Origin of the sequence: Microbacterium sp. CGR1 (assembly GCF_051062835.1) — a bacterium.
In the GTDB taxonomy this organism is placed as follows: Bacteria; Actinomycetota; Actinomycetes; order Actinomycetales; family Microbacteriaceae; genus Microbacterium.
On record NZ_JAOTPG010000001.1, the window covers coordinates 1,744,027 to 1,765,574 of the forward strand.

Sequence of the window (21,548 nt, forward strand, 5' to 3'; positions counted from 1 at the left end):
CATCCCTCACCGGCATACGATTCGTCCGGCCCGCTGCACGGGTGTCCGCCCCCGCTGGCAGGATGGTGCAGGTGAGCGAAGAACTGACGATCGACGGCGCTCTCACGCGCTGGTCCACTGCGGATCGCGCGGGGATGCCGCTGCTGGTGCTGCTGCACGGCTACGGCGCCGACGAGCACGACCTCTTCGGGTTGACGCCTTATCTGCCGGACGGCGTCGCCGTGGCATCCGTCGCCGCACCCCTCACTCCCCCGTGGCCGATGCCTGGACGCTCCTGGTACGCGATCGAGGGACTCGAGGGACGCAGTTCCGCTTCGGTCACCGCCGCCGCCGAGGCGTTCCTGCGCTGGCTCGACGAGGCCGCAGCCGACACCCCGGCTGTGGCGCTCCTCGGCTTCTCGCAGGGTGCGGCCGTCGCTCTCCAGGCCATGCGCCTCGCGCCCGAGACGGTCGACACCGTCGTGGCGCTCAGCGGATACGTCGCCTCGGGAGAGCTGCCGAACGACGAGGCGCTGACGGAGCGGAAGCCTCATGTGTTCTGGGGCCGGGGCACGAACGACCAGGTCATCCCGGAAGCGCGCGTCGTGCACACCGCACAGTGGCTGCCCACGCACTCCGAGCTGTCGGGGCGCGTCTACACCGGACTCACGCACAGCATCTCGGAAGACGAGCTCGGCGATGTGCACGCATTCCTCACGAAGTGGCTGAGCCGCAGCGCGAAGAACTGAGCCGACGCGAAGAGCCGATCATGCCGCGACACGCCCGGGGTTGCGAAGCTCCGACACGCCCGGGTATCGTCGTGGAGTCCTGTCCGCCGTGTCTGGAAGTCCTTTGATCTGATCCGTCGCCTCCGCGCTCATCCTTCCGCGCGCTGACCCGACGATCGCCGACTCCACGGCAGACCATCACCGCTGTCTCTTCGACTGCGCGTCCCGCTCAGGCGGGGCCATCGGTGACCGGTGTCAGTGCACCCTCGCACTCGACAGGAGACACCATGTCAGTCCCCACTCTTCATTCCTCGGTCACTCTCGACCGTCTCACGTTCACCTGGCCCGACGGCACGACAGCACTCGACGCGGTGTCCGGATCGTTCGGCACCGGACGCACCGGACTCGTCGGCCGCAACGGCGCAGGCAAGTCCACGCTGCTGCGGCTGATGGCGGGCGAGCTGACCCCGACCTCGGGGTTCCTCACGGCGACCGGCGATGTCGCGTATCTGCCGCAACCGCTCACACTCGACGTCGATCGCCGGGTCGCCGACCTCCTCGGAGTCGCCGTGCCGCTGGACGCCGTCAGGGCGATCGGCGCCGGCGATGTCGACCAGGCGCACTTCGACGCGGTCGGCGACGACTGGGACATCGAGGCGCGGGCCGAGATGTCGCTGGCCGACGCGGGCCTCGCCCCGGAGTTCCTCGATCGCCGGATCGGTGAGCTGTCCGGCGGCGAGGCGGTGCTCGTGGCGATCGCCGGCATCCGCCTGCGGCGCGCGCCGATCACCCTGCTCGACGAGCCGACCAACAACCTCGACCGCGACGCCCGCGCGAAGCTGGCGACGATGGTGAGGTCGTGGAAGGGCACGCTCATCGTGGTCAGCCACGATCTGTCGCTGCTCGAGCTCATGGACGACACCGCCGAGCTCTACGCCCAGACGCTGAGCGTGTTCGGCGGGCCGTACTCCGAATGGCGCGCCTGGTTGGACTCCGAGCAGGAGGCGGCGAGGCAGGCCGAAGTCACCGCGAAGCAGGAGTTCCGCAAGGAGAAGCGTCAGCGCATCGAGGCGGAGGTGAAGCTCGCGCACCGCGCCCGCACGGCGAAGAAGGCCGAAATCGAGAAGCGTGTGCCGAAGATCATCGCCCACGGCCGCAAGATGGCGGCCGAGGTGTCGGCGGGAAAGCTCCGCACAGAGGTCGGCGCGAAGGAGGATGCCGCCCGCACGGCCCTCGACGAGGCCGGACGGCGCCTGCGCTCCGACGCATCGATGAAGATCGAGCTGCCCGATCCGCAGGTGTCGCGCAGTCGCCGCATCGCGACGCTCGGCGACGGCGAGCGGTCGTGGATCATCCAGGGCCCCGATCGCGTCGCGCTGATCGGGCGCAACGGCGCAGGCAAGACGACGGTGCTCGAACGGCTGGTGGCGGATGCCGCCGGCGGAGGTCGCGACTCCGCACAGGCTCTGACGGCGACGGCTCTCACCGACCGCGTCGGCTACCTGCCGCAGCGCGTCGACGGGCTCGATGAGCACCGTTCGGTGTTCGAGAACATCGCGGATGCCGCCCCGCAGGTGCCCGAGAAGGAGCTGCGCAACCGACTCGCGAGGTTCCTCATCCGAGGAGCCACCGCCGAGCGGGCGGTCGCAGCACTGTCAGGCGGCGAGCGGTTCCGCGTGGCGCTCGCGACGCTGCTGCTCTCCGACCCGGCGCCACACCTCGTGGTGCTGGACGAGCCGACGAACAACCTCGACATCGACACGGTCGACCAGCTCGTCGAGGCGCTGCGCGCGTACCGCGGGGCGGTGCTCGTGGTGAGTCACGACGATGCGTTCCTCGCGAGGCTCGGCCTCGATCTCACTCTCGAGATCCAGCCGGACGGCTCGCTCGCCGCGATCTGACGTCAGGCCCGCCGGCTCCGCATCGCCCGAGTGTGGGCGGTCGCGGGGTCGGCGGCGAGGAGCGCGTAGTCCTCGGAGTCGCGAGGCACGAGTGCGACCCGCCCCTCGCCGTCGTGGGCGATGCCCCAGCCGTAGCGCTTGCCGAGCGGTGACGAGCGCAGGCACGGCTGACCCTTCGAGAAGAACGTCTCTCGGGCCGCCGCGTCATCGGGATCGAGTCCGTTGCGCAGCGCGTGGGTCGTGAAGATCACGTCGTCGGAGGTGTGCGCATACGGCTGCTCGGCGATCAATCGATAGTGGAGGGCCGCGATCGTCGGCTTCTCGCCCGTCGGCGGCTCTTCGGCGTGATCGACGGGGCAGTCCTCTGCGACCTCGATGAAGGTGCTCACGTAGTTGGTGGTGTGCGCTGCCATGCCTACAGCATGCACTCGCCCTCCGACAATGGCGACGCCGATGTCGGTGGCTCGGGTGATGATGGAGGGATGAGCGACGTGCTCGAACGCTTCACCCCTGCCACGCAAGACTGGTTCCGGGGTGCGTTTCCCGCACCCACGCCAGCCCAGGCAGGTGCCTGGAACGCGATCTCGGCGGGCAAGCACGCACTCGTCGTCGCTCCCACCGGCTCCGGCAAGACCCTCTCCGCATTCCTCTGGGCGATCGACAGCGTGTTCCGCGAGCGCACGGCGAGCATCGAACGCGCAGGGAAGAAAGAGCCCGCAGGGAAGAAGGAACGGAAGACCGACCGGGAGAAGGACGGCTCCCGCACCCGCATCCTCTACATCTCTCCGCTGAAGGCCCTCGGAGTCGATGTCGAGCGCAACCTGCGATCGCCCCTCATCGGCATCGGGCAGTCCGCGCGGCGGCTCGGCGTCGAGGCTCCTGCGGTGACGGTCGGCGTGCGCTCCGGCGACACGACCTCGAGTGATCGCCGCAAGCTCGTGGCCGACCCTCCCGACATCCTCATCACGACCCCTGAGTCGCTCTACCTGATGCTCACGAGCCGCGCGGGCGAGACGCTGCGCGACGTGCACACGGTCATCATCGACGAGGTGCACGCGGTCGCCGCGACCAAACGAGGGGCCCACCTCGCGGTGAGCCTCGAACGACTCGACGCACTGCGCCGCATTCATGGCCACGAAGCCGCCGCACAGCGCATCGGCCTGTCGGCGACGGTGCGCCCGATCGACGAGGTCGCGCGATTCCTCGGCGGTGCGGCCCCTGTCGAGATCGTCGCCCCGCCAGCATCGAAGACCTTCGAGCTCGGCGTCGTGGTCCCGATGGACGACATGACGAACCCGCCGCCGCCTCCCGGCGCGCCGAAGGATGCCGGTGATTCCGCCGACGCCGAGTACACCGAGGTCACCGGCTCCGTGTGGCCGCATGTGGAAGAGGCGATCGTCGATCGCATCCTGCAGAACAAGTCGACCATCGTGTTCTCGAACTCGCGCCGCCTCGCCGAGCGTCTCACCGGACGATTGAACGAGATCTACTCCGAGCGCATCGGCGTCGCTTTGCCCGAGGCATCGGTGCCGGCTGCCATGATGGCCCAGGCCGGCGCCACCGCCGGAGCCGACCCCGTTCTCGCCAAGGCCCACCACGGCTCGGTGTCGAAGGAGCAGCGCGCTCAGGTCGAAGAGGAACTCAAATCCGGCGTGCTGCGATGCGTCGTCGCGACGAGCAGTCTCGAGCTCGGCATCGACATGGGTGCGGTCGATCTGGTGATCCAGGTCGAGGCCCCGCCGTCTGCGGCGTCCGGACTGCAGCGCGTCGGACGAGCGGGCCACCAGGTCGGCGAGATCAGCCGTGCGGCGCTCTTCCCGAAGCACCGCGGCGACGTGCTGCACACCGCGATCGTCACCGAGCGGATGCTGGCGGGCAAGATCGAGGCGATCCAGGTGCCTCGCAATCCGCTCGACATCCTCGCCCAGCAGACCGTCGCGGCCAGCGCCCTCGGCGAGATCGGCGTCGAGGAGTGGTTCGAGACCGTGCGGCGTTCCGCACCCTTCCAGTCCCTCCCCCGGTCGGCGTACGAAGCGACTCTCGACCTGCTCGCGGGGCGCTTCCCCTCCGACGAATTCGCCGAGCTGCGCCCGCGTCTCGTCTGGGACAGAGATGCCGGCACCCTCACCGGGCGACCAGGCGCACAGCGCATCGCCGTCACGAGCGGTGGCACCATCCCCGATCGCGGCCTGTTCGGGGTGTTCGTGGCCGGCGAGTCGACCGGTGCGCGTGTCGGCGAGCTCGACGAGGAGATGGTCTACGAATCGCGGGTCGGCGACGTGTTCACCCTGGGGACGACGAGCTGGCGCATCGCCGAGATCACGCACGACAGGGTCAACGTCATCCCCGCGTACGGGCAACCGGGCAAGGTGCCGTTCTGGCACGGCGACGGCATCGGCCGCCCGTTCGAGCTGGGTGAGGCGCTCGGCAGGTTCTCGCGCGAGGTCTCGGCTGCGACGCCCGAGAAGGCCGCACAGCGACTGATCGAGGCAGGTCTCGACGAGCAGGCGCGGATGAACCTCATGGCGCACCTCACCGAGCAGCGCGAGGCGACAGGCACGCTGCCGACCGACCGCACTCTCACGGTCGAGCGCGGCCACGACGAGGTCGGCGACTGGCGGGTCATCCTGCATTCCCCATACGGCATGAAGGTGCACGCGCCGTGGGCTCTGGCGATCAACGCGCGCATCCGCGAACGCCTCGGAGTCGAGGGTTCGGCGGTGGCGAGCGACGACGGCATCATCGTGCGCATCCCGGATGCCGAGGCCGAGCCGCCCGGTGCCGAGCTGTTCGTGTTCGACCCCGACGAGCTCGAACAGCTCGTCACGCAGGAGGTCGGCGGATCCGCGCTGTTCGCCTCCCGATTCCGCGAGTGCGCCGCCCGTGCGCTACTGATGCCGCGCACGAACCCCAACCGCCGCACGCCGCTCTGGCAGCAGCGCCAACGGTCGGCGCAGCTGCTCGAGGTCGCCCGCCGGCATCCGACCTTCCCGGTGATCCTCGAGACGCTCCGAGAGGTGCTGCAGGACGTCTACGACCTCCCGTCGCTCCGCAAGCTCGCGGTGTCCATCGCCGACCGCCGCATCCGGCTCATCGAGACCCAGCCGTCGCAGCCGTCCCCCTTCGCCCGCGACCTGCTGTTCGGCTACGTGGGCGCGTTCATGTACGAGGGCGATTCGCCGCTCGCCGAGCGCCGTGCGGCCGCACTGTCGGTCGACCCTGCGCTTCTCGGCGAACTGCTCGGCACGGTCGAGCTGCGCGAGCTCCTCGACCCCGACGTCATCGCCCAGTTCGAACGCGAGGCCCAGCGCCTCGACCCCGAGCGGCGCGCACGCGGTCTCGAGGGCGTCGCCGATCTGCTGCGGATGCTCGGCCCGATGGACGCGGCCGAGATCGACGCGCGGCTCGACCCCGAGACCGGTTCAGGCGCCGACCACCTCGACGCGCTGATCGCGGCACGACGCGCGATCCCGGTCACGGTCGCCGGCACCACCAGGGTCGCCGCGATCGAAGACGCCGGCCGTCTGCGCGATGCGCTCGGTGCGGCGCTTCCCACCGGCATCCCGGTCGCATTCCTCGAACCCCTCGCCGACCCGCTCGGCGACCTCATCGCGCGCTACGCCCGCACGCACGGCCCGTTCACGACGGATGCCGTCGCCGCGCGCTTCGGCCTCGGCGCCGCCGTCGCCCGTCACACCCTGCAGCGGCTCGAGCACTCGGGGCGCCTCACCAGCGGCTACTTCCTCCCCGAGGCGTCGGGCTCAGGCAATGAGACCGAGTGGTGCGACACCGAAGTGCTGCGCCGTCTGCGGATGCGGTCGCTCGCCGCGATCCGGGGCAGCGTCGAGCCCGTCTCGCCGGAAGCGTACGCGCGCTTCCTCCCCGACTGGCAGCACCTGGGGCGCCCCTTGGAAGGGCTCGACGGCGTGCTCACCGTGATCGAGCAGTTCGCCGGCGTCCCGATCCCCGCCAGCGCTTGGGAGTCCCTGGTCCTGCCGTCACGCGTGCGCGACTACTCCCCCGCACTGCTTGATGAACTGACCGCGGCGGGCGAGGTCATCTGGTCAGGCCACGGCACGCTGCCGGGCCGTGACGGCTGGGTGTCGCTGCACCCCGCGGACCTTGCGCCCTTCACCCTGCCCGAGCCCGACGACGAGCTCGCCGCAGACTCTCTCGAGGCGCGCGTGCTCGCAGCGCTCGAGGCGGGTGGCGCCTACTTCGCGGCACAGCTCAAAGACATGGTCGCTGCCGAGAACGAGCAGTCCGTCCTCGAAGCGCTGTGGGCGCTCACCTGGGCAGGACGAGTGACGAACGACACGTTCGCCCCGATCCGCTCGCTGCTCGCGGGAGGATCGCAGGCGCACCGGGTCACGCGGCGGGCGCCGCGCACGCGTGCCTACCGGGGCATGTCGCTCGCCCGCACCGCACCGCGTCCGACTTCCATCGGCGGACGATGGTCGCTGCTCCCCTCCGTCGAGACGGATGCCGCGCGTCGAGCCACCGTCACCGCAGGTCTGCTCCTCGACCGCTACGGCGTCGTCACTCGCGGCGCCGTGCAGGCCGAGGGCGTGCCCGGCGGCTTCGCCCAGACCTACCGGGTGCTCGCCGGTTTCGAAGAGGCAGGGCACTGCCGCCGCGGCTATGTGATCGAACGACTCGGGGCGGCGCAGTTCGCCGCATCCGCCACCGTCGACCGTCTTCGCACCTTCGCCGGCCTCGCCGACCCGCCGCCCCGCAAGGCCGTCACGCTCGCCGCGACCGATCCCGCCAATCCCTACGGCGCAGCGCTCGGATGGCCCAAGCGCGACGATGTGTCGCATCGCCCAGGGCGAAAGGCCGGCGGCCTGGTCGTGCTCGTCGACGGGTCGCTGGTGCTCTATCTCGAACGCGGCGGACGCACGGTGCTGTGCTTCACCGACGACACCGAGGTGCTTCGCGCCGCGGCGACGGACCTGGCCACGACCGCCCGCGCACGACGCCTCGACACCCTCACGGTCGAGAAGGTCGACGGCGAAGGCGTCTACGGCACCGATCTCGCGCTGGCGCTGCAGGAGGCCGGGTTCGTCGCGACACCGCGCGGCTACACGCTTCGGAAGGTGATCTGACGGTGCCCGAGATCGCTGCTTCTAGGCTGGACGCATGATCCGGGAGTTCTTCGACGGCATCCGCACGCTTCTGCGCGGCTTCGGCACCTGGCGACGCCGTCCTGGGCTCATGGCGCTCGGCCTCGTGCCCGGCGTCATCGCCGGCGCCCTGCTGCTCACGGCGCTCGTGCCTCTCGCATTCTCACTGCCCACGATCGCCGATGCGCTGACACCGTTCGCCGACGGATGGATCCCCGCCTGGCGCTCCGCACTCCGGACTGCCGTCGGCATCGTCGTCTTCGTCGCGGCGCTCGCGCTCACGAGCGCCGTGTTCAGCGCTCTCGCCCTGGCGATCGGCGACCCGTTCTATCAGCGCATCTGGCGAGCCGTCGAGACGGATCTCGGCGACGCCCCCGCCACGGACGGCGGCGGCTTCTGGATGGCGGTGGGCGAAGGCCTGCGGCTGGTGGTCCTCGGCATCCTGATCGCGCTCTTCGTGCTGCTCCTGGGGCTCGTCCCGCTCGTCGGCGGGTTCCTCGCGGCGGTGACGGGCGTCGTGCTCTCCGGGCGGATGCTGGCACGCGAGCTCACGAGCCGAGCCTTCGACGCGCGCGACCTCACCCCCGCCGACCGCGCGGCGCTGTTCCGCGGAAGCAGGGCGCGGGTGCTCGGTTTCGGGGTCGCGACGCAACTGTGCTTCCTGATCCCCGGCGGCGCGGTGGCGGTCATGCCGGCCGCCGTGGCCGGAGCGACGACCCTCGCCCGCACCATGCTGCAGCGCACGCCCCTGCAGGCGGTCGGGCACGCGACTCCCCCACCCCCTGCGCCAGGCTCGAGCCCCGCGCCGCTCCCCCCGCCTCCCGGACCAGGACCCATCTGATGCCCGAGGGCGACACCGTCTTCCGCGCGGCCAGACGTCTCGACGAGGCCCTGGTCGGCGGCGAGGTCACCCGCTTCGACCTGCGCGTTCCCCGCTTCGCGACTCTCGATCTCACCGGCCAGCCGATCCTCTCGTCGATCGCGCGGGGCAAGCACCTGCTGCTGCGCATCGGCGACAGCACCCTGCATTCCCATCTGCGCATGGACGGCGCGTGGCTCGTTTACCGCACAGGCGAGAAGTGGCGGCACCCGGCGTTCAAGGTCCGGGCGATCGTCGGAACAGCCGAGCGCGAGGCCGTGGGCATCGACCTCGCCGAGATCGAGGTCGTGCCGACCCGCGACGAAGACGAGCTCGTCGGATATCTGGGTCCCGACCCGCTCGGTCCGGACTGGGATGCCGCCGAAGCAGCGCGACGACTGAGCGGAGACCAGCGCAGCATCCACGTCGCCCTGCTCGATCAGCGGAACGTCGCCGGCTTCGGCAACGAATACGCGGCGGAGCTGCTGTTCCTCCGCGGAATCCTGCCGACGTCGCCCGCCACTGAAGTCGATGTCGCGGCCCTCCTCGATCTCGGCGTGCGCACGATCCGCACCAATCGGGACCGCCGGCACCGCACCTTCACAGGGGTCGACCGCCCCGGCCAGGGGACGTGGGTGTACGGCCGCGCCGGGCGCCCCTGCAGGCGGTGCGGAACCCTCATCCGCCGCGGCGAGCAGGGCGCGGATCCGACTCGTGAACGCATCACATTCTGGTGCCCCGTCTGCCAGCGCTGACCCGCATCCAGGCTCGGGAAGACCCGCATCCATGCTCGGGAATGAATCCGGCGCCCCTGTGGTTATTGATATATCCGGAGAACTCCGGAACACGGGGAGGAATCGTGGGCAAGAACTACGTCGACATCGAGAACGACCAGGGCGCGACGCTGCGGTACCGCAAGCACGCGAACGGCCGCGGTCTCGTCGCGCATGGCGCGAAGGTCCATCCGAAGGCGCACATCGAGGCGGGCGCGTACATCGAACCCGGCGCGCGCATCGGCGCAGGGGCGACCATCGCCCGCGGCGCGTGGATCGAACCGGATGCCGTGATCGGCGAGGGTGCGCACGTCGACGCGCACGCACACATCGGGCAGGGTGCCGCCGTCGGTGACGGCGCGCACATCGGCGTCCGCACCGAGGTCGGAGCCGGAGCACGCATCGTCCGCGGCGCGCGCATCGGCGACGACGAGACGGTGGCGGCCGGCCTGACCGTCGCCACCAACCCGAAGGGGCTCTGGCTCGCAGCCTGACCTCACCGGCGTCGCCGACAGCCCATGCCCACCGTGACGCCGACATCTGGCGCGCCGCATCCGGCGGGTACCCTGGTGAACATGGCGACTCAGGGACGACGACCGGCTGGACGCGCCGGCAAGGGTTCGCCCATGCGCCGCAACAGAGCAGCACCGGCGCAGCGGTTCCCGCCTCCCAAGCCGCCGAAGAAGACCGCCAAGGTGGTCTTCGACGCCCCTGAGGCCGCGCCAGAGGAGCCTCGCACCTTCCGCCTCGGCGTCGTCCCGGGGGCGACCCCGGGCAAGTGGATCGACGCGTGGAAGCGACGGATGCCGCACGTGCCCCTCGAGCTCGTGCCGATCGAGGTCGCGGCCCAGTCCGAGGCCATTCGCGATCTCGACGCCGCGATCGTGCGGCTGCCTCTCGATGACGACTCGCTGCACCTGATCACGCTGTACGACGAGGTGCCGGTCGTCGTGGCGTCCATCGAGTCGCACCTGCTCGCCGCCGACGAGCTGACCATCGCCGATCTCGCCGGCGAGATCGTGATGACCCCCACCGACGATCCGCTCGGTCCTCTCGACATCCCCGGAGCCATCGCACCACGCTTCGCGCCGCTTCCGGTGGCTGACGCCATCGTGACCGCGGCCGCCGGCACGGGCATTGTGATCGTCCCGATGTCGCTTGCCCGGCTGCATCATCGCAAGGATGTGGGTCAACGCCCGCTCGTCGACGGACCGGTGTCGACCGTCGCGCTCGCGTGGCGTCGCGAGCACACGACCCCCGACGTCGAGACCTTCGTCGGGATCGTCCGCGGGCGCACCACGAACTCGTCACGGTGACGGCACCGGCCCGGCCCGGCACAGCACTGGCACGAGTCCGTGACCGCACCGTGACGCCGGCGGCATCGACCCCTCCGCGTCCTCGTTAGACTCTCGTGGTGGTCTCGCTTCTCTACGTCTGTGTGCGCCCCGAGCTCGGGGCGGCGGATGCCGAGCACGCCTCGTTCCGACGGGCGCTCGGCGTCGACGTCGTCGACCGCCTCGATCTGCTCACCGAACGCCTCGACCTCGCCCGGCTCGCGCGCTACGACGGCGTCGTCGTCGGCGGCTCGCCCTTCAACGTGAGCGACGAGCACAAGTCCGCGGTACAGCTCCGGGTCGAGGCCGACCTCGAGCAGATCGCCCGACGATCGATCGCGGGCGAGATCGCCGCCTTCTTCACCTGCTTCAGCATCGGCGTCGTGACGCGGATGCTCGGCGGCGAGGTCACCTCAGAGACCCCCGAGTCCGCGAGCGCCACCGTGATCTCGACGACCGCCGCGGGCGCTGCCGATCCGGTGTTCGGCCCGAGCGCCCCCGCACTCACCGTCTTCACGGCACACAAGGAGAGCGCTGCCGCCGTGCCCGAGGGCGCTGTCCTTCTCGCCACGAACGACACCTGCCCGGTGCAGGCGTACCGCGTGGGAACGCACCTCTACACGGCGCAGTTCCACCCCGAGCCCACGCCGCGCGACTTCGCCGACCGCATGACCTTCTACCGCACCACCGGATACTTCGACCCCGACGAGTTCGACCTCGTGCAGGGGCAAGTGCTCTCGGCATCCGTCACCGAGGGAGCAGCGCTCCTGCGCCGGTTCGCGCAGACCTTCGCCGCGTCCTAGACACGGCCCAGCCACGGCGCCCCCACGACCTGGGCACGGCCTAGCCGCGCAGCAGCTCCACCCGCTCGCGCAGGTACGCCTCCAACGGCATCCATCCGCCTGCGGTGCTCCAGTGCACCGACGGCACGCCCTCGATCAGCTTCAGGGGCCCGGACTCGCCGCCCGCATCGACGGCATCCACATCGATCACCGACCACCCGATGTGCGCGACCTCGCCCTCGCCGAAGCCTCCGCGCAGCGCGAGCGCCCGCCGCGCGGCGCGCTCGCGTGCGGACTCCGCCGTGTACCCGCGCCGACCGGGGTCGGCGGCACGCAGCACCTCGGCCGTCGCGAGCGCGTGGGTCTCGGTGAGCAGCAGCACACCGAGGTGCCAGGCCTCGCCGACGCGGACGATCCGCTGACCGCGCCACCGCGAGTCCCGCTCCTCGCCGAGTCCTTCCTTCGGAAGTCCTGCCAGGTCGGTCACTGCCTGCGTGAGCAGTGCGGATGCCGTCGTCACAATTCCCCCTGGGGTGTCTCTCGGACCAGCTTCGGTGCCACGAGCACAGCCGCGTCGCCGCGGATCAGCATGCCGATCAGCGGGAACAGGAGCACCGACAGCATCCCCGCCCCGACGAGAGCGGCCGCGGTGCCGGTGTCGATCATGTCGTGGTCCACGCCGATCGCGGTCACCGCGACGATGATCGGAAGGCCGGTGGCCGCCAGCAGTCCGAGTGCGGTGCGGTCCTTCCCGGTCGCTCCGCTCGGCGCGGAGAGCTGCGCGGTCGATCCACGGAGCACGAGCAGCGCTGCGAGGAAGAGAGGGAGCATCAGCGTCGCCGACGACGAGGTCATGAGCGCCTGGAGGTCGAAGTTCACCCCGGTGTAGAGGAAGAAGATCGGCACCAGGAATCCGAAGGCGATCGCCTCGATCTTGGTCTCCATCGCCTCGGCATCCTTCTTCGGTGCGCGGGCCATGATGATCCGCCAGATGGCACCGGCGACGAAGGCACCGAGAAGCATGTCGAGATCGAGCATGACGCTGAGACCCACGAGAGCGGCGACCAGCAGCAGGACGAACCGCACGCCGAACTGGTCGGAGGTGTGCAACGTCGCACGGACGAACGCGTGCAGACGACCGTGCGACACCCGGTGCGCCATGAACACCGCGAGGCCGGCCAGCACCACGAAGGCGAGCAGCACCGCCGTGGCGAGAGGGGTGCTGCGGGTGCTGAGGAAGAGCGAGATCGCGATCAGCGGCAGGAACTCACCCGTCGCACCGATCACCGTGACCGCGCGGCCGAACGGGGTGTCGGTCTCCTTCGCGTCGCGCAGGATCGGCATCAGGGTGCCGAGCGCGGTGGAGCTGAGGGCGATCGCGATCACGACCATCCCCTCGCCGGGCACGAGCGCGAATCCGATTCCGAGGCCGAGCGCCACGCTGATGATCCAGCCGATCGACGCGCGCGCCAGAGGCCTGCCTGCCACCGCCCGGAAGTCGATCTCCGACCCCGCGACGAAGAACAGCAGCGCCAGACCGAAGTCGCTGAGCTTCTCGAGGATGCCCGTCGGCTCGACCCAGCCGAGCACGGCCGGGCCCACCAGGATCCCGAGGATGAGCTCGAAGACGATGATCGGCACGCGGATGACGGGACGAATGCCGCGCGCGAGCAACGGCGCTGCCACGGCGAGCAGCGGGATCAGCACCAGTCCGAGATCGCCCGCGTTCACAGTCTCAGAGTAGCGAGAGCGCGCCCGCGATTCGCCCGGTGGTCTCATCCACGGCAGAATCGATGCACACCCCCGAGGAGCCCCCATGTCTCAGCCCGACACCGCCCGCCTGCTCATCGCCTGCGACGACCAGCCCGGCATCGTCGCCGCCGTCGCCGGCGTGCTCGCAGCGCACGGCGCGAACATCATCTCGCTCGATCAGCACTCGACCGACTCCGAGGGTGGTCGGTTCTTCCAGCGCACCGTCATCCACCTCCCGGGTCTGTCGGCCTCCCGCATCGCTCTCGAGGACGACCTCTCGAAGGTCGGAGAACGCTTCGGCATGGAGTGGTCGCTGCACGACACCGCTCGGCGCAAGCGCGTCGCGATCTTCGTGTCGAAGTACGACCACTGCCTGATGGAGCTCCTGTGGCGCACGCAGCGCGGCCAGCTCGATATCGACATCACGATGGTCGTCTCCAACCACCCCGACCTCGCCGAGTCGGTGCGCTCGTTCGGCGTGCCGTTCGTGCACATCCCCTCGGGCGACAAGGAGGCGATGGAGCAGCGTCAGCTCGACCTGCTGCGCGGCAACGTCGACCTCGTGGTGCTCGCGCGCTACATGCAGATCCTCACCGACGGCTTCATCGAGGGCCTCGGCGCTCCGGTCATCAACATCCATCACTCGTTCCTGCCCGCCTTCATCGGCGCGAACCCCTACGCCCGCGCGAAGGACCGCGGTGTGAAGCTGATCGGGGCGACCGCGCACTACGCGACGGCCGACCTCGACGAAGGGCCGATCATCGAGCAGGACGTCACCCGCGTCACTCACTCCGAGTCGGCCGCCGACCTGCAGAGCCGCGGCGCCGACGTCGAGCGCCTGGTGCTCGCGCGCGCCGTGCAGTGGCACGCCGAGGACCGCGTGATCGTGCACGGGCGCTCCACCGTCATCCTCTGAACCGGGACTCCCGCGACTCGGAGTCGGAGAATCACTCCCAGGCTTGTCGGCGGTTCCCTGTGATCCGGGCATCGAGATCCTCGGACGCGATGACCCGGGGCCGGCTCGGCACCCCGGCGAGCATCTCCGCGAAGGCGTCCGCCGCGGTGGGATAGTCCGCGAGCGGTGCGCCCTGGCCCATCCACAGCGACTGCAGCTCACCGAGGTTCTGCTGACCGGCCGCCGTGCGGAACTGCCCGGTGAGCCAGTTCTGCATCGGGAACGGGGCGATCATGCCGCCGGCCTCGATAGCGCGCACGACCCTGTTACGGGCACCACGCGCCAAGCGGCCACTCATCGCGCGAGTGAGCACCGTGCCGTCGGCGGCGGTGGATCGGATGGCCGCTCGGTGCACCTCGTTCACGGCGGACTCCGCCGTCGCCAGGAACGCGGTGCCCACCTGCACGCCCGAGGCGCCGAGCGCGAACGCCGCGGCGACACCGCGCCGGTCGGCGATCCCGCCGGCGGCGATCACCGGCACGTCGACGGCGTCGACGACCTGGGGAATGAGCGCGAACGTGCCGACGAGCGACTCCTCGGGCGGTCGCAGGAACGAGACCCGATGCCCTCCCGCCTCCAGCCCGGTCGCGACGACGGCGTCGACCCCGACCTCGGCGAGCGCTGCGGCCTCGGCGACGGTCGTGGCAGCGCCCACGATCCGGATGCCGCGGCGATGCGCCTCGTCGACGAGCTCGACCGAGGGCACGCCGAACACTGTGCTGAGCACGGGCGGCGCGGACTCCCAGATGGCGTCGAGCTGCTCGTCGAGAGGGGGCAGGTAGCGCTCCGGCCGACTACTCGGGACCTCGACTCCCACGGCCTCGTAGAACGGCTCGAGAGCCTGGGCGAACACGGTGTGCTGCGGGTTGGGTGCGACCTCGTCGCCGGTGGGCAGCCAGATGTTGACGGCGAACGGATGCGACGTCGCCTCGCGCAGAGCGGTCACTGTCGAGCGGATGCGGTCGCCGTCGTAGCCGTAGAGCCCGTACCCGCCGAGTCCTCCGGACTCGCTGACCGCCGCGGTCAGGGCGACCGAGGACGATCCGCCGAACGGACCGAGGAAGATCGGATGCTCGATACCGAGCAGCTCACGCAGGTCAGTCATGCCTCGAGGCTATCGCCGCCTGGATGCTCGAGGGCAGGCACGAGCGGTCGATCCTGCTCCCAGATCCCGGTGTTACGCTCGCTGTGAGGAGGCGCGCATGAGCGAATGGTTCGGGCAGATGCTCGCCTTCGTGGCGTCCGCGCTCGGGATCGTCACGGTGCCGGATGCCGCGGCACTCGGTCTCGCGATCGCGTTGATCGCCCTGACGACGCTCACCATCGTCGTCGCGCTCAGCGTCGCACCGCTCGCGCCGAGCACTGCTCCGCATCCGCTGCGGGCGATCGACGTCTCGACGCTGCTCGCCCAGAGCGATCCTGATGCCGCCGGTCACCCGCGCCCTCGTGCGCCGGGAGTCGCCGTTCCCGCGTAGTCCGTCCTCGTACGGGACTGCGCGGCTTTCGCCGACCCTTCCCGACACACGAACGGACAACCATGGACATCTTCGCCTTCCCTCCCCTGACCGCCCTCCTCGATGCCGCCTACGGCGCTCTCGCAGGGCTCGCCTCCCTTCTCGAACCCCTCGCGGGTGCATCCGCCGCCGCCCTCGCCGTGGTGCTCGTCACCCTCCTGGTGCGCGCCCTGCTGATACCCGTCGGCTTCTCGCAGGCCAAGGCCGAGCAGACGAGAGCGCGACTCGCTCCGCGGTTGCGCGAGCTGCAGCGACGCCACAAGAAGAACCCCGAGCGTCTGCAGAAGGAGACGCTCGAGCTCTACCGCTCCGAGAACACCTCGCCGTTCGCCGGCATGCTGCCGGTGCTCGCGCAGGCACCGGTCGTGGGCCTGCTGTACACGCTCTTCATCCGGCCAGAGATCGCCGGGCACCCCAATGACCTGTTGACGCATGACCTCTTCGGCGCTCCACTGGGCACGAGCCTCGTCTCCTCCGTCTTCGGCGGCACTGCGTCGCCGTCGACACTGCTGGTGTTCGGCGTGCTGATCGTCATCATGCTCGTCGTCGCCGACATCACGCGTCGCGTCTTCACACCGGCACCGGTCGAGGGCGACTCTCCCCTGAACTCGCCGACCATGCTGCGCGTCACGAGCGCACTGCACTACCTGACCGCGGTGTTCGCGGTGTTCGTGCCGCTCGCTGCGGCGCTGTACCTCACGGTCACGGTCGTGTGGACCCTGGTGCAGCGCGCGCTGCTGCGCCGCCGCTACCCTCTGCCGGTGCCCACGGCGGTCGCCGCCTGACGGGCGACCGTGGTCACTCCGGCAGCGGGATCGGCGCGGTGAAAGGCCCGGTCTCGTCGTCGGGATCCGTTCCGTCGCGGTCGGACTCGGCCTCCGCCCGGCGTCGCTGTCGTCGCACGCCGAGCGTGGTGCCGACACTCGCCGCGACCACGAGGGCGATTGCGAGCATCCGCAGCGGGGTCGCGCTCTGCCCGAGGATCAGCCAGCCGGCGAGAGTCGCGAACGCCGGCTCGAGGCTCAGCAGCACGCCGAACACGCGCTGCGGCAGACGGCGGAGCGCTGCGAGCTCGAAGCTGTACGGGATGACCGATGACAGCACGGCGGTGACCGCGGCGAGCAGCAGCAGCTGCATGTCGCCGGCGACGGTGACGGCCGCGGGAACGCCGACCGGGATCAGCAGCACGGCGGCCACGACGAGCCCCACCGCGAGGCCGCTGCTGCCGGGGATGATCGCGCCCACGCGCGCGCTCATGCGGATGTACATGGCCCAGAACCCAGCCGCGATCAGGATGAACACGAGACCGAGCGGGTCCAGCGGCTCCGAGCCGATCAGACCGTCGACGCCCAGCAGCACCATGCCGAGCAGAGCGACGCCGACCCAGGCGGCATCCGCGAGACGCCGGGTGAGCACCGCGGCGAGCACGAGCGGGCCCAGGAACTCGATCGCGACGGCGGGGCCGAGCGGGATGCGGTCGATCGCGGCGTAGAAGAATCCGTTCATGCCCGCCAGCGACAGCCCGAAGAACACGGCGGCGAGCCACTGCGACCGATTCCAGCGGATGGGACGGGGCCGCACGATGACGACCAGCAGCAGCGCGGCGATCGCGACGCGCAGCGACGTCACGCCCCACGGGCCGAGCACCGGGAAGAGCTGGGCTGCGACGGCGGCGCCGAACGGCAGCGAGAGGCAGGAGCAGACGACGAGAGCGACGCCCACGAGAGGGCGGGACGACGCGGACTGCTGCACCCACTCAGCCTACGGGCCGGTCAGGTGCACGCGAAGACGGACAGGCTGCTCAGACGGGCGGAGCGGCGGGAACCTCGTCGGCGGCCTGGGCGGACCCCGGCGCGTCCTGCGGCTCGGGCACGAGGTACAGACCGCTGGGTGCGTTGGCGGTGAACGCCAGAGCCTCGATCCACGCCCTGTTGACGGACGGCTGCCGGCTGCCGAAGTACTTGAAGACGAGCGAGCTGCCCGGCTGCACCCACACGGTGGTGCGGCCTCCGCCGACGCTGGAGTCCTCACGCCAGCTGAAAGGGAACGGCTCGGCTCTGCGGAGCTTCGCCGTGATGACGAGCTGCAGGTGAGTGAGCGCGCGATCCTCGATCTCGGTCTTCACGCTGCCCTCGTAGATGAACTTGCCCATGCAGCCCTCTCCTCCCATGTTCCAGGTGCATCGCATCGATCATAAGCACAAGGAATGACACGATCCCCACCGGACGTCCGCATCGAGATCATGCTCGTCCGTGGGTGAGCTTGCGGGCGCGGAGCCCCGAAGTCAACCCCCTCCGCCCGCTTCTTTCCGCCGCATATTCTGGCTTCGATTGCGAGGAGGCGGCACCATGAACGCACGACACATCGACGACCGATCCGACGAGGGGTACACCCCCACCACGACCCATGCGGGGTTCGGCGAGGGCAACCCGCGGTTGCGCGTCTCACGCGACGACCTGCGCTCCGAGTTCGCGCTCGAGGTCGATGTGGTGCGCATCGGCTCTGCCGCCGACAACGAGCTGCGCCTCGACGAGTCAGACCCTGTGCACGCCACGATCACGCACGACGACCGCGATGAGTACGTCGTGGAGCTGCACGGCGAGGGCGAGATGAACACCAACCCCGATGCGGATGCCACGCACCCCGGTGAGCGCAAGCAGACCCTTCGTACGGGTGCGCGCTTCACGGTCGGCCCGTGGGAGCTCGTGTTCGCCCGCGACGAGTTCGCCGACCACGGACGCCCCTTCGGCGGTCGCCAGGGCGGCGAGTACTCGGATCAGCCGCTGCAGCCGTCGCGTCCTGGCTATGACGATGCGGCGAGCGTCGAGACGGACGCTCCGACGAACGCCGACTCCGCCGAAGAGAAGTGACGACGGAGCAGTCCGCGCTGGATCGTCTGAGCGAAGTCGCCGCGGAGCGCGGACTGCGCGTCTGCGTCGTCGAGTCGCTCACATCCGGACGCCTCGCGAGCACGATCGGTGCGGGTGACGATGCCGGGGAGTGGTTCGCCGGCGGGATCGTCGCCTATCTCACAGATGTCAAGGAGAGTCTGCTCGGTCTGACACCCGGGACGGACCCGTGCTCTGCCGAGTGCGCGGAGCATCTCGCCGAGAGTGCACGACGCCTGTTCGACGCCGACCTCTGCGTCTCGACCACGGGCGTCGGCGGTCCGGATGCCGAGGGCGGTCACGAGCCCGGAACCGTCTACCTCGGGTGGGCGACGAGCGACGGTGTCGGCCACCGGATGCTTGCGCTGACCGGCGACCCTCAGGACATCCTCGACGAGGCCGTAGACACCGCCACGCGCCTGCTCGCGTTCCACGCCGAGGGGATCCGCCCTGCGGGGCCTCGACGCGCGGGGTCGGCTGCGGCATCCGTCGGTTGAGCACGGCTGAGCGCGATCGCTGAGCGCAGCTCTAGGCGGTCGCTGAACTCAGCCCCGCTCAGCGCCCCGGCACGAGTCCGATCCGCAGCGGGGCTCCCGGCGCGGATGCGGCCGTGATCGCCTCGTCGATCGCGGCCAGCTGACGCACCTCGCCCACCGCGTCTGCGAACGGATAGGCGCGTCCGCAACCGGCGAGGAAGGCGACGGCCTCGGCCAGCTCGGCGCCCGTGTAGTTGTGCACTCCGGTGATCGTGACCAGACGACGCACGATGCTCTCGGCGTCGAACGGCACGGGGTCTGCGGGGAACACGCTGCCGACCAGTACGACCGTCCCTCCGGTGCCCACGCCCGCGAGGGCCTCGGACACGGCATGCCCCGATGCCTCGATCACGACGTCGGGATCGCGGTCGAGCCGGCCCGCTCCGAACCGTGCGGCGAGCGCGAGACGGGCGGGCGCGGGGTCGAGGACCTCGACGGTCGCCCCCTGCTCGACTGCGATCGCCGCGGCGGAGAGGCCGACGAGGCCCGCACCGTGGATGCGCACGGCGGCGCCGTCGAGGTCGTGGTCGCGCGCCGCTCTGGCCACGGCGGCCCAGGCGGTGGCAGTGGCGCAGGAGGCGGGCGCGAGCACGGATGCCGGCAGCGACTCGGGCACCCGCACGATCGCCGTGCCCTCTCGCACCTGCACGTGGGTGCCGAAGGCGCCGGTGAGGTCTCCGTGCACGCCGATCCGGTCGTGGCCGTACTTGCCGAGGGTGCGGCACTTCTGCGTGAGGCCGCTCGAGCAACGATCGCATGTTCCGCACGAGATCGTCACCGACCAGACGACACGATCACCGATGCGCAGCGGAGTGCCGTCGACCGCGGTCGAGCCCGCATCGCCCGTGGCGATCACCCGTCCGACGCTCTCATGGCCGAGCACCAGCGGCACCGGAGCCGACCGGCGGCCCTGCACGGTGTGCACATCCGAGCCGCAGATCGTCGACATCTCCACCGCCACGAGCACATCGCGGTCGGCCAGTGCGACGCCGGGAACCGCGATCATCTCGTGCGCGTGCCCCTCGCCGATCCACACCATCGCGGTCGCGGCCGGGCGCAGCGTGACGTCCCGGCGGTGGCCGGGGGGACGGATAAGCAGCGTGCCCATGTCGTCAGCCCGTCTCAGACGGAGGCGACGAGTGGCAGCAGACCGCGTTCGGCGAGTGCGCCGTGGAGTCCGGTGACGTCGCTGAGCACCGCATCGGCCCCGGCGTCGGTGAGCGCCCGGACGTCGTGGGCGCCGGCGAGCACGCCTGCGACGAAACCGGCTCCGGCGCGGCGTCCGGACTCGACATCGCTGACGGCGCGGCGCCGGCGAGTACGGGGAGAGCGCGGAGCTTCATGAGGACCTTTCGAGGTGGGAGGGGTGATCCACGAGCAACTCTGACAGTCCGAGCGTCGAGATATGTACCTAACTCGGAAGAGTTCAGGCGTCGTTCACCGGTGATTTCCCCGGGTGAACACGTGCAGAACGGTCGCGCGCCACATCCGCGTGCCAAGTAGTATGCCTATGTGGCCGAAGCTGTATACACCCAGATCGCCGACGACCTGCGCTCGCAGATCGCCGCCGGCACCCTGCGCCCCGGCGACGACGTGCCGACCGAGGCAGATCTTGCGGCGCGATGGCAGACCTCGCGCGGCCCCATCCGCAACGCACTGGCGGTGCTGAAGGGCGAGGGCCTGATCGAGACGGGCCGCGGGCGCCCTGCACGCGTGGTCGCACGCAAGGCCAGCCAGGCTGTCGACATGTCGGTGCCGTTCACGCGCTGGGCGCGCGATCTCGGGGTCACCCCGGGTGCGCAGACGCAGGAGCTGAGCCTGCGTCGCGCGGGTGATCGCGCGGACATGCTGGGCGTCGCGCCGGATGACATCATCGTCGGCGTCGTGCGGCTGCGCTCGCTCGACGGGCGACCGACGATGCTCGAACGGCTCTTCTACACCGAGACGGTCGGGCGCCGGCTGTTCGACGTGGACACCGACGAGATCTCGATCACGGAATACCTCGGCTCTGTCGGACACCCGATCGTCGGGCTCGAGCACCAGATCGATGCGGTTGCCGCGGACGAGCAGGATGCCGCGTTGCTGCGGGTTCCCCAGGGGACGCCGATCCTGCGGCTGAGCCGCATCTCGCGCGACGCGGACGGACGCATCTTCGAGGCATCCGAGGATCGCTACCTGAGCGAGGTCGTGCGCTTCACGGTCGCAGCGTCCGGGATATCGACGGACGGTCACTACATGCGTGCAGTCGGAGGCTAGAAGCCGAGCAGCCGACTTCTCATCCGTGGGGGAGAGAAGCCGATCGCGAGCGCGATGGGGATCAGATTCCAAGGACCGCGCTCGCGATCACAGCGCTGGGGATGCGCTATTTCTGGGGTATACCCAATGTAAGCGTCCGGCTACACCATGGAACACAGCCTAATGTCG

Annotated in this window: 22 protein-coding genes; 14 read left to right on the plus strand and 8 right to left on the minus strand. The window is 70.3% G+C overall.

Annotation, left to right across the window (positions count from 1 at the left end; genetic code table 11):
- The first annotated feature begins 62 nt into the window (after positions 1-62).
- Positions 63-728, plus strand: a complete 666-nt coding sequence (locus OD997_RS08695) for an alpha/beta hydrolase (protein WP_434332359.1) — start codon at positions 63-65, stop codon at positions 726-728.
- Between the two features lie 266 nt (positions 729-994).
- Complete coding sequence (locus tag OD997_RS08700) at positions 995-2,608, plus strand: ABC-F family ATP-binding cassette domain-containing protein (RefSeq protein WP_434331216.1); 1,614 nt, start codon at positions 995-997, stop codon at positions 2,606-2,608.
- 2 nt (positions 2,609-2,610) lie between these two features.
- Here the strand turns inward: OD997_RS08700 and OD997_RS08705 are convergent, their stop codons facing one another.
- Entirely contained in the window at positions 2,611-3,021 is a 411-nt protein-coding gene (locus tag OD997_RS08705) for a DUF6157 family protein (protein ID WP_434331217.1), read from the minus strand.
- A gap of 69 nt (positions 3,022-3,090) precedes the next feature.
- Here OD997_RS08705 and OD997_RS08710 point away from each other — a divergent pair, with 69 nt between their 5' ends.
- From OD997_RS08710 to OD997_RS08735, 6 genes are all read left to right on the plus strand, one after another.
- Entirely contained in the window at positions 3,091-7,713 is a 4,623-nt protein-coding gene (locus OD997_RS08710) for an ATP-dependent helicase (RefSeq protein ID WP_434331218.1), read from the plus strand.
- Positions 7,714-7,747: 34 nt separating this feature from the next.
- On the plus strand, positions 7,748-8,572 hold the full coding sequence (locus OD997_RS08715; RefSeq protein WP_434331219.1) for an EI24 domain-containing protein: 825 nt from the start codon (positions 7,748-7,750) through the stop codon (positions 8,570-8,572).
- Entirely contained in the window at positions 8,572-9,345 is a 774-nt protein-coding gene (locus OD997_RS08720; RefSeq protein ID WP_434331220.1) for a DNA-formamidopyrimidine glycosylase family protein, read from the plus strand. The genes OD997_RS08715 and OD997_RS08720 overlap by 1 nt, the downstream gene beginning before the upstream one ends.
- Before the next feature lie 104 nt (positions 9,346-9,449).
- The gene (locus OD997_RS08725) at positions 9,450-9,857 is read left to right on the plus strand and encodes a DapH/DapD/GlmU-related protein (protein WP_434331221.1); all 408 of its coding nucleotides are present in this window, start codon (positions 9,450-9,452) and stop codon (positions 9,855-9,857) included.
- 132 nt (positions 9,858-9,989) lie between these two features.
- Positions 9,990-10,679, plus strand: a complete 690-nt coding sequence (locus OD997_RS08730) for a LysR substrate-binding domain-containing protein (protein WP_434331222.1) — start codon at positions 9,990-9,992, stop codon at positions 10,677-10,679.
- A gap of 98 nt (positions 10,680-10,777) precedes the next feature.
- Entirely contained in the window at positions 10,778-11,500 is a 723-nt protein-coding gene (locus tag OD997_RS08735; RefSeq protein WP_434331223.1) for a glutamine amidotransferase-related protein, read from the plus strand.
- Positions 11,501-11,540: 40 nt separating this feature from the next.
- On the opposite strand, the gene OD997_RS08740 is transcribed toward OD997_RS08735, so the two are convergent.
- Both OD997_RS08740 and OD997_RS08745 read right to left on the minus strand, forming a co-directional pair.
- Positions 11,541-11,999, minus strand: a complete 459-nt coding sequence (locus OD997_RS08740) for a glutaminase (protein ID WP_434331224.1) — start codon at positions 11,997-11,999, stop codon at positions 11,541-11,543.
- Complete coding sequence (locus OD997_RS08745) at positions 11,996-13,210, minus strand: cation:proton antiporter (RefSeq protein ID WP_434331225.1); 1,215 nt, start codon at positions 13,208-13,210, stop codon at positions 11,996-11,998. Before OD997_RS08745 ends, OD997_RS08740 begins: the two co-directional genes overlap by 4 nt.
- A gap of 85 nt (positions 13,211-13,295) precedes the next feature.
- Here OD997_RS08745 and purU point away from each other — a divergent pair, with 85 nt between their 5' ends.
- Complete coding sequence (gene purU, locus OD997_RS08750) at positions 13,296-14,147, plus strand: formyltetrahydrofolate deformylase (RefSeq protein WP_434331226.1); 852 nt, start codon at positions 13,296-13,298, stop codon at positions 14,145-14,147.
- Between the two features lie 31 nt (positions 14,148-14,178).
- Here the strand turns inward: purU and OD997_RS08755 are convergent, their stop codons facing one another.
- A complete protein-coding gene (locus OD997_RS08755) occupies positions 14,179-15,291 on the minus strand; it encodes an NAD(P)H-dependent flavin oxidoreductase (RefSeq protein WP_434331227.1) in 1,113 nt (370 codons plus the stop codon).
- Positions 15,292-15,388: 97 nt separating this feature from the next.
- Here OD997_RS08755 and OD997_RS08760 point away from each other — a divergent pair, with 97 nt between their 5' ends.
- Together OD997_RS08760 and OD997_RS08765 are read left to right on the plus strand one after the other, a co-directional pair.
- Positions 15,389-15,661, plus strand: coding sequence for a DUF6412 domain-containing protein (locus OD997_RS08760; RefSeq protein WP_434331228.1), 273 nt, complete (start codon positions 15,389-15,391; stop codon positions 15,659-15,661).
- Between the two features lie 62 nt (positions 15,662-15,723).
- Positions 15,724-16,485, plus strand: a complete 762-nt coding sequence (locus tag OD997_RS08765; RefSeq protein ID WP_434331229.1) for a YidC/Oxa1 family membrane protein insertase — start codon at positions 15,724-15,726, stop codon at positions 16,483-16,485.
- Positions 16,486-16,498: 13 nt separating this feature from the next.
- Here the strand turns inward: OD997_RS08765 and OD997_RS08770 are convergent, their stop codons facing one another.
- Together OD997_RS08770 and OD997_RS08775 are read right to left on the minus strand one after the other, a co-directional pair.
- Positions 16,499-17,452: an EamA family transporter gene (locus OD997_RS08770; RefSeq protein ID WP_434331230.1), complete on the minus strand. Its 954-nt coding sequence runs from the start codon at positions 17,450-17,452 to the stop codon at positions 16,499-16,501.
- Between the two features lie 49 nt (positions 17,453-17,501).
- Positions 17,502-17,852 (minus strand): ATP-dependent DNA ligase, encoded by a 351-nt coding sequence (locus OD997_RS08775; RefSeq protein ID WP_434331231.1) that lies wholly within the window; start codon positions 17,850-17,852, stop codon positions 17,502-17,504.
- Positions 17,853-18,048: 196 nt separating this feature from the next.
- Between OD997_RS08775 and OD997_RS08780 the strand changes: the two genes are divergently transcribed.
- Together OD997_RS08780 and OD997_RS08785 are read left to right on the plus strand one after the other, a co-directional pair.
- A complete protein-coding gene (locus tag OD997_RS08780) occupies positions 18,049-18,570 on the plus strand; it encodes an FHA domain-containing protein (RefSeq protein ID WP_434331232.1) in 522 nt (173 codons plus the stop codon).
- Positions 18,567-19,085 (plus strand): CinA family protein, encoded by a 519-nt coding sequence (locus OD997_RS08785; protein WP_434331233.1) that lies wholly within the window; start codon positions 18,567-18,569, stop codon positions 19,083-19,085. The genes OD997_RS08780 and OD997_RS08785 overlap by 4 nt, the downstream gene beginning before the upstream one ends.
- A 58-nt stretch (positions 19,086-19,143) precedes the next feature.
- On the opposite strand, the gene OD997_RS08790 is transcribed toward OD997_RS08785, so the two are convergent.
- Positions 19,144-20,232, minus strand: a complete 1,089-nt coding sequence (locus OD997_RS08790) for an alcohol dehydrogenase catalytic domain-containing protein (RefSeq protein ID WP_434331234.1) — start codon at positions 20,230-20,232, stop codon at positions 19,144-19,146.
- Positions 20,233-20,246: 14 nt separating this feature from the next.
- Entirely contained in the window at positions 20,247-20,375 is a 129-nt protein-coding gene (locus OD997_RS08795) for a hypothetical protein (protein WP_434331235.1), read from the minus strand.
- Between the two features lie 261 nt (positions 20,376-20,636).
- On the opposite strand from OD997_RS08795, the gene OD997_RS08800 reads away from it, so the two are divergent.
- A complete protein-coding gene (locus tag OD997_RS08800) occupies positions 20,637-21,380 on the plus strand; it encodes a GntR family transcriptional regulator (protein ID WP_434331236.1) in 744 nt (247 codons plus the stop codon).
- Positions 21,381-21,548: the final 168 nt, after the last annotated feature.

Excerpts from the sequence above, each read along its gene's own strand:
- OD997_RS08695 (WP_434332359.1), top strand. The coding sequence starts at position 63 with ATGGTGCAGGTGAGCGAAGAACTGACGATCGACGGCGCTCTCACGCGC.
- OD997_RS08700 (WP_434331216.1), top strand. The coding sequence starts at position 995 with ATGTCAGTCCCCACTCTTCATTCCTCGGTCACTCTCGACCGTCTCACG.
- OD997_RS08705 (WP_434331217.1), bottom strand. The coding sequence starts at position 3,021 with ATGGCAGCGCACACCACCAACTACGTGAGCACCTTCATCGAGGTCGCA.
- OD997_RS08710 (WP_434331218.1), top strand. The coding sequence starts at position 3,091 with ATGAGCGACGTGCTCGAACGCTTCACCCCTGCCACGCAAGACTGGTTC.
- OD997_RS08715 (WP_434331219.1), top strand. The coding sequence starts at position 7,748 with ATGATCCGGGAGTTCTTCGACGGCATCCGCACGCTTCTGCGCGGCTTC.
- OD997_RS08720 (WP_434331220.1), top strand. The coding sequence starts at position 8,572 with ATGCCCGAGGGCGACACCGTCTTCCGCGCGGCCAGACGTCTCGACGAG.
- OD997_RS08730 (WP_434331222.1), top strand. The coding sequence starts at position 9,990 with ATGCGCCGCAACAGAGCAGCACCGGCGCAGCGGTTCCCGCCTCCCAAG.
- purU (WP_434331226.1), top strand. The coding sequence starts at position 13,296 with ATGTCTCAGCCCGACACCGCCCGCCTGCTCATCGCCTGCGACGACCAG.
- OD997_RS08755 (WP_434331227.1), bottom strand. The coding sequence starts at position 15,291 with ATGACTGACCTGCGTGAGCTGCTCGGTATCGAGCATCCGATCTTCCTC.
- OD997_RS08760 (WP_434331228.1), top strand. The coding sequence starts at position 15,389 with ATGAGCGAATGGTTCGGGCAGATGCTCGCCTTCGTGGCGTCCGCGCTC.
- OD997_RS08765 (WP_434331229.1), top strand. The coding sequence starts at position 15,724 with ATGGACATCTTCGCCTTCCCTCCCCTGACCGCCCTCCTCGATGCCGCC.
- OD997_RS08775 (WP_434331231.1), bottom strand. The coding sequence starts at position 17,852 with ATGGGCAAGTTCATCTACGAGGGCAGCGTGAAGACCGAGATCGAGGAT.
- OD997_RS08780 (WP_434331232.1), top strand. The coding sequence starts at position 18,049 with ATGAACGCACGACACATCGACGACCGATCCGACGAGGGGTACACCCCC.
- OD997_RS08790 (WP_434331234.1), bottom strand. The coding sequence starts at position 20,232 with ATGGGCACGCTGCTTATCCGTCCCCCCGGCCACCGCCGGGACGTCACG.